Source organism: Streptomyces ficellus (assembly GCF_030406405.1).
Classification (GTDB): Bacteria; Actinomycetota; Actinomycetes; order Streptomycetales; family Streptomycetaceae; genus Streptomyces; species Streptomyces ficellus_B.
In genome coordinates, this window is record NZ_JAUEPL010000038.1 from 63,210 (window position 1) to 69,320 (window position 6,111).

Below are 6,111 nucleotides of genomic sequence, written 5' to 3' on the forward strand. Positions count from 1 at the left end.
ACTCCGGTCAGCTCTTCTCGGCAGACTCCGCAGACTCCGGCTTCGCACCGGCCTCGTCCGCATGGCCCGCGGCCCCCTCGCGCACGGCACCCACAGAGTCCGTCGCGCCGGCGCCGACACCGGCACCGGCGTCATCGACATCGGCGTCATCGACGTCGGCGGCCGGCGGCGCGTCGGCCGCATCCGCCGTCTTCGCCGGGCCCGCCGTCTTCGCCGCGTCCGCGAGCGCCGCCGGTTCCACGACCTCCTCGCGTCCCGGCCGCATCCGCGACGAGATCACGATGTACGCGACGGCAAGCACGAAGACCAGGATCGCGGTCCACACGTTCAGCCGGAGCCCGAGGACATGGTGGGCCTCGTCGACGCGCATGTACTCGATCCAGCCGCGCCCCGCGCAGTACGCCGCGACGTAGAGCGCGAACGCGCGCCCGTGGCCGAGCGTGAACCGGCGGTCCGCCCAGATCACCAGCAGGGCGACGCCGACGCACCACAGCGACTCGTACAGGAACGTCGGGTGGTAGAGCCCCGCCTCACGGTTGGCGCCCTCGCTGATCTTCAGCGCCCACGGCAGGTCGGTCGGCTTGCCGTACAGCTCCTGGTTGAACCAGTTGCCCCACCGCCCGATCGCCTGGGCGAAGGCGATACCCGGCGCGATGGCGTCCGCGTACGCCGGCAGGGGGATGCCGCGCCGCCGGCACCCGATCCACGCACCGACCGCACCGAGCGCGATCGCGCCCCAGATGCCGAGACCGCCCTCCCAGATCTTGAAGGCATCGACCCAGTTCTCACCCTCGCTGAAGTACAGCTGGTAGTCGGTGATGACGTGGTACAGCCGGCCGCCGACGAGGCCGAAGGGCACCGCCCATACGGCGATGTCCGCCACGGTGCCGGCTTTGCCGCCCCGGGCGAGCCAGCGCTTGTTGCCGTACCAGACGGCGACGAAGACACCGATGATGATGCAGAAGGCGTAGCCGCGCAGGGGGACCGGTCCGATGTGGATCACGCCGGTCGACGGGCTGGGAATGTAGGCAAGGTCCATGGCAGGACCGACGCTACCCTGCCGGACGGGACGCAGGGCAACCCGCCCGGCAAAGAGTGCATAACAGCGGCTGGTCAGCGCTCCGCGGGCGAGGGCGAAGGAGCGGCGGGGGACGGTGACGCCGTCCCCGGCTTCTTGCCCTTATTGGCCTCGGCGACCCACTTCTTCAGGTTCTCCACGGAGATCTGCTCCTTCCCCTTGGTCGGGAAGATGGATTCTCCGTTGAGCAGTACGGTCGGCGTGCCGCGGAAGTCGCCGTTGAGGAAGGCCTCGTTGGACTTGTTCACCCAGCTGTCGTGCTTGCCTTCCGACACGCAGCTGCGGAAGGCGGGGGTGTCCAGGCCCGGCACCTTGGCCGCCAGTTCGAAGAGCTTCTCGTCCCTGGCGAAGGCGTCGTCCGTCTCCGCGGGCTGGTTCTGGTACAGCACGTCGTGGTACGGCAGGAACTTGCCCGCATCCTGGGCGCACGCCGCGGCGTTGGCCGCGTTGAGCGAGCCGCTTCCGCCCATGTTGCCGTCGATGATCGTAACCAGGCGGTACTCAGCCTTGATCTGTCCGGAATCGATCAGCTCATGGATGGTGTCCCGGACGGCGTTCTCGAACTGGGCGCAGGCCGGGCAGCGGAAGTCCTCCCAGATGGTGAGCGTGGACGGCGCGTCGGTGGCGCCGGCCGGGATCGCGAGCTGCTCCTCGCCGGTGGCGCCCGACGGTGCGGCGACGGGTCCGGAGCCGGAGCTGTCGGACTTGTCGCCGGTGTTGGCGGCGATGAGCCCGACGACCGCCGCGAGGCCGAGCACGCCGACGACGGCCGCCGAGACGATCAGCGTGCGCCTGCGCTTGTCGCGGGCCTTCTGCCGGTCGCGTTCCATCTGGAGCCGTTCTCGCGCGCTCCGCTTCCCTGCACTGTTCTTGTCGCTCACGCCCACAGCAACGAACCGGGGAGGCGCACGCGCGCCTCCCCGGTCCAGATCCACCCGTACGAGTTACGAAACCCGTCTCACCCCACGGGCGAGTTCGCCCGCCAGTTCCCGTACGGCCGCCACTCCGGCCGCCTGGTCGTCGGCGTCGAGCATCCGCTTGACGAAGGCGGAGCCCACGATGACGCCATCGGCGAAGGAGGCGACCTCGGCGGCCTGTTCGGCGTTCGATACGCCGAGGCCGACGCAGACCGGCAGGTCGGAGGTGGCGCGGGTGCGGCGCACCAGGTCGGCGGCCTGCTCGCCGACCGACTCACGGGTGCCGGTGACGCCCATCAGGGACGCGGCGTACACAAAACCGCTCCCCGCGCGCGTGATGGTGGCCAGCCGCTCGTCCTTGCTGCTGGGCGCGACGACGAAGACGGTGGCGAGGCCGTGCTTCTCGGCGTGCTCGCGCCACAGCGCCGACTCCTGGACCGGGAGGTCGGGCAGGATGCATCCGGCGCCGCCGGCCTCCGCGAGTTCGGCGGTGAAGCGCTCGACGCCGTACCGGTCGATGGGGTTCCAGTACGTCATGACCAGGACCGGCTTGCCGGTGGCCTGGTGGGCCTCGCGGACGGTGCGCATCACGTCGGCGATCTTCACGCCGCCGCGCAGCGCGATGTCGTCGGCGGTCTGGATGACGGGGCCGTCCAGCACCGGGTCGCTGTGCGGCAGGCCGACCTCGACGATGTCGGCGCCACCGTCGAAGACGGCCTTGATGGCCTCGATTCCGCCGTCGACGGTGGGGAATCCGGCCGGGAGGTACGCGATGAGCGCGGCCCGGTTCTCGGACCTGGCCTGCTCCAGGGTGTCGCTGAGGAGTTGGATGTTGCCGCTCACTTGGTGCCCCCCTGGATCTGCGTGTCGCGCTGGATCTCGGCGGCGCCGTCCTCGGCGGAGGCGTCGGCCTCGACCGGGGCCGCGTCGGTGTCGTACAGGCCGAAGTAGCGCGCGGCGGTGTCCATGTCCTTGTCGCCACGGCCGGAGAGGTTGACGACGATCAGGCCGTCCTTGCCGAGCTCCCGCCCGACCTCCAGCGCACCGGCCAGCGCGTGCGCCGACTCGATGGCGGGGATGATGCCCTCCGTACGGGAGAGCAGGCGCAGTGCCCGCATCGCCGCGTCGTCGGTCACCGCACGGTACTCGCCGCGCCCGCTGTCCTTGAGGTACGAGTGCTCCGGGCCGATGCCCGGGTAGTCCAGTCCGGCCGAGATGGAGTACGGCTCGGTGATCTGGCCCTCGTCGTCCTGGAGGACGTACGACCGGGAGCCGTGCAGGATGCCGGGCTCGCCCGCGGTGAGGGTGGCCGCGTGCTCGCCGGTCTCGACACCGTGTCCGGCGGGCTCGCAGCCGACCAGACGTACGGTCTCGTCCGGGATGAACGCGTGGAACAGGCCGATGGCGTTGGAGCCGCCGCCGACGCACGCGACGGCCGCGTCGGGCAGCCGGCCGGCCCGCTGGAGGATCTGGCGGCGGGCCTCGACGCCGATGACGCGGTGGAAGTCGCGGACCATGGCGGGGAAGGGGTGCGGCCCGGCGACCGTGCCGAAGAGGTAGTGCGTGTGGTCGACGTTGGCCACCCAGTCGCGGAACGCCTCGTTGATGGCGTCCTTCAGGGTGCGGCTGCCGGACTTCACGGGGACGACCTCGGCGCCGAGCATCCGCATCCGGGCGACGTTCAGCGCCTGGCGCTGGGTGTCGATCTCGCCCATGTAGATGGTGCATTCGAGGCCGAAGAGGGCGCAGGCGGTGGCGGTGGCCACGCCGTGCTGTCCGGCGCCGGTCTCGGCGATGACGCGGGTCTTGCCCATGCGCTTGGTGAGCAGGGCCTGACCGAGCACGTTGTTGATCTTGTGCGAGCCGGTGTGGTTCAGGTCCTCGCGCTTGAGGAAGACCCGGGCGCCGCCCGCGTGCTGCGCGAACCGGGGCACTTCGGTGAGCGCGCTCGGACGGCCGGTGTAGTGGACCAGCAGGTCGTCGAGCTCGGCCGCGAACGCGGGGTCGTTCTTGGCCTTGTCGTACTCGACGGCCACCTCGTCCACCGCGGCGACGAGCGCCTCGGGGATGAACTTGCCGCCGTAGGCACCGAAGTAGCCCTCGGCGCTGGGGACCTGGCCCTCGGGATCGGGAATGAAGAACTCGCTGGGCATGCGACATGCTCCTCTACGGGGGCGCTGCCCCCGGATGTCTCGGCTGACGGTGATCACGGTATGCGCCGACGCCACCGATCGACCGCCGCCGGCCCGTCCATCGGGACGGGCAGTGGGTCAGCGGTGGCGGAGGCGCGCGGTGCGCGCGCGCCATCGCATGCCGTTGACCTGGCCGGGCTCGTCGCCGATGACATAGCGGACGCGGCGCCCGTGCACGCGCCGCGCCGGGGCCCGGCAGCCGCGCGGACGGCAGCCGCGCGCGAGCCGGGCGTACGGGTCGCGGGGCGCCGCGACGTCCCCGAGCCGAGCCGCCGCGTACGCGCGCGTGGCCGCGGTCGCATGGCCCGTGTACGCGCGCGTGGCGGCGTCCGACAGAGCCGCGCCGGGGTACGCGCGCGTGGCCGAGGACGGGGATGCGGAGGGCGTGGATGCCGCGCACGGGGACGCCGCCGTCGCGGACGCCGACACCGCAGCCGAGCGCGCCGGACGCGAGGGCGTCCGGTGCGACGGCGGCGGGGCGGCGGCGGTGCGGCGGGCGGCGGTCACGGGACGGTTCAGCCCCGTCCGTGCCGGAGGGCCGGGTGGGCGCCGGCGGCGACCAGGTCGGCCACCGCGGCCTTGGGATCGCGGCCGGTGACGAGCGACTCGCCGACGAGGACGGCGTCGGCGCCCGCGTTGGCGTAGGCGATCAGGTCGTGCGGGCCACGGATACCGGACTCGGCGATCTTCACGATGCCGGCGGGGATCTCGGGGGCGACCCGTTCGAAGGTGGAGCGGTCCACCTTGAGGGTCTTCAGGTCGCGCGCGTTGACGCCGATGACGCGGGCGCCCGCGTCGACGGCCCGCTCGACCTCGTCCTCGTCGTGCACCTCGACCAGCGGGGTGAGGCCGATGGACTCGGCCCGCTCGATCAGCGACTCCAGGGCGGGCTGGTCGAGCGCTGCGACGATCAGCAGAGCGAGGTCGGCGCCGTACGCCCTGGCCTCCCACAGCTGGTAGGCGGTGACGATGAAGTCCTTGCGCAGGACCGGGATGTCGACTTTGGCGCGCACCGCTTCGAGGTCGGCGAGGGAGCCGCCGAAGCGCCGCTGTTCGGTCAGTACGGAGATGACGGCCGCGCCGCCCGCTTCGTAGTCCGCGGCGAGCCCGGCGGGGTCCGCGATGGCGGCGAGCGCGCCCTTGGACGGGCTGGAGCGCTTCACCTCGCAGATGACCTTGACACCGTCGCCGCGCAACGCGGCCGCGCCGTCCTTGGCCTGGGGCGCCTTCGCCGCCCGCTCCTTGAGCTCGTCGAGGGAGACCCGCGCCTGTCGCTCTGCGAGGTCGGCGCGTACGCCTTCGATGATCTCGTCGAGCACACTCACGCGAGAGGCCCCCTTCCACGACGGTGATGTCGATGGTGACGTTGATGAAGATCTCGGATCAGGATCAGTCACCTCGATGGTATCCGCAGCGGGCCCGAGAGTCCGCATCCGGTCGACCGCACAGCGGTGACCTGGGGTTTCACGGCGCGAGCGCCGAGCCGAACGGCAAGTTTCGGACGACGGTGAAGACCGCCAGGAGGGCGCCCACGGCCCACCACCAGACGGGCGGGACGGTGAGCCGTACAGGCAGGCCCCGGATGGCTCGTACCAGCCAGAACACCATGGCCACGGCGAAGACGCCGTAACCGACGACGGCGAACGCGTTCGCGCCGAGGGCGGTGGTCAGGTCGCCGTGGATGAAGGCGTGCGCGCTGCGCAGGCCGCCGCAGCCGGGGCAGAGGATCCCGGTGAGGCGCAGCAAGGGACAGACGGGGTAGTGCCCGGGTTCGTTGGGGTCGACCGTGCCGACGTACGCGAACGCCGCGGCGACCGCGGCGAGCGTGCCCAGCGGCGCGGCGAGCCGCCGGACGAGCGGCACCGGAACCCGGGGCGGCGCCACGGCGACGCGCACGGCGGAAGCCGGCGCCGGGGCCGGGGCC

7 protein-coding genes are annotated in these 6,111 nt (G+C 72.0%); all 7 read right to left on the minus strand.

From position 1 onward, the window contains the following. Positions 1-7: 7 nt before the first annotated feature. Complete coding sequence (gene lgt / locus QWM81_RS22560; RefSeq protein ID WP_290114099.1) at positions 8-1,039, minus strand: prolipoprotein diacylglyceryl transferase; 1,032 nt, start codon at positions 1,037-1,039, stop codon at positions 8-10. 74 nt (positions 1,040-1,113) lie between these two features. Next, positions 1,114-1,959 (minus strand): DsbA family protein, encoded by an 846-nt coding sequence (locus tag QWM81_RS22565; protein ID WP_290114100.1) that lies wholly within the window; start codon positions 1,957-1,959, stop codon positions 1,114-1,116. 63 nt (positions 1,960-2,022) lie between these two features. Further along, entirely contained in the window at positions 2,023-2,838 is an 816-nt protein-coding gene (trpA, locus tag QWM81_RS22570; RefSeq protein ID WP_290114101.1) for a tryptophan synthase subunit alpha, read from the minus strand. Then, a complete protein-coding gene (trpB, locus tag QWM81_RS22575; protein ID WP_290114102.1) occupies positions 2,835-4,148 on the minus strand; it encodes a tryptophan synthase subunit beta in 1,314 nt (437 codons plus the stop codon). Before trpB ends, trpA begins: the two co-directional genes overlap by 4 nt. Before the next feature lie 117 nt (positions 4,149-4,265). Beyond that, on the minus strand, positions 4,266-4,694 hold the full coding sequence (trpM, locus tag QWM81_RS22580; protein WP_290114103.1) for a tryptophan biosynthesis modulator TrpM: 429 nt from the start codon (positions 4,692-4,694) through the stop codon (positions 4,266-4,268). A gap of 8 nt (positions 4,695-4,702) precedes the next feature. Beyond that, positions 4,703-5,512: an indole-3-glycerol phosphate synthase TrpC gene (trpC, locus tag QWM81_RS22585; RefSeq protein ID WP_290114104.1), complete on the minus strand. Its 810-nt coding sequence runs from the start codon at positions 5,510-5,512 to the stop codon at positions 4,703-4,705. A 139-nt stretch (positions 5,513-5,651) separates the two neighbouring features. Continuing rightward, a partial coding sequence (locus QWM81_RS22590; protein WP_435372424.1) for a DUF2752 domain-containing protein occupies positions 5,652-6,111 on the minus strand: 460 nt, incomplete at its 5' end.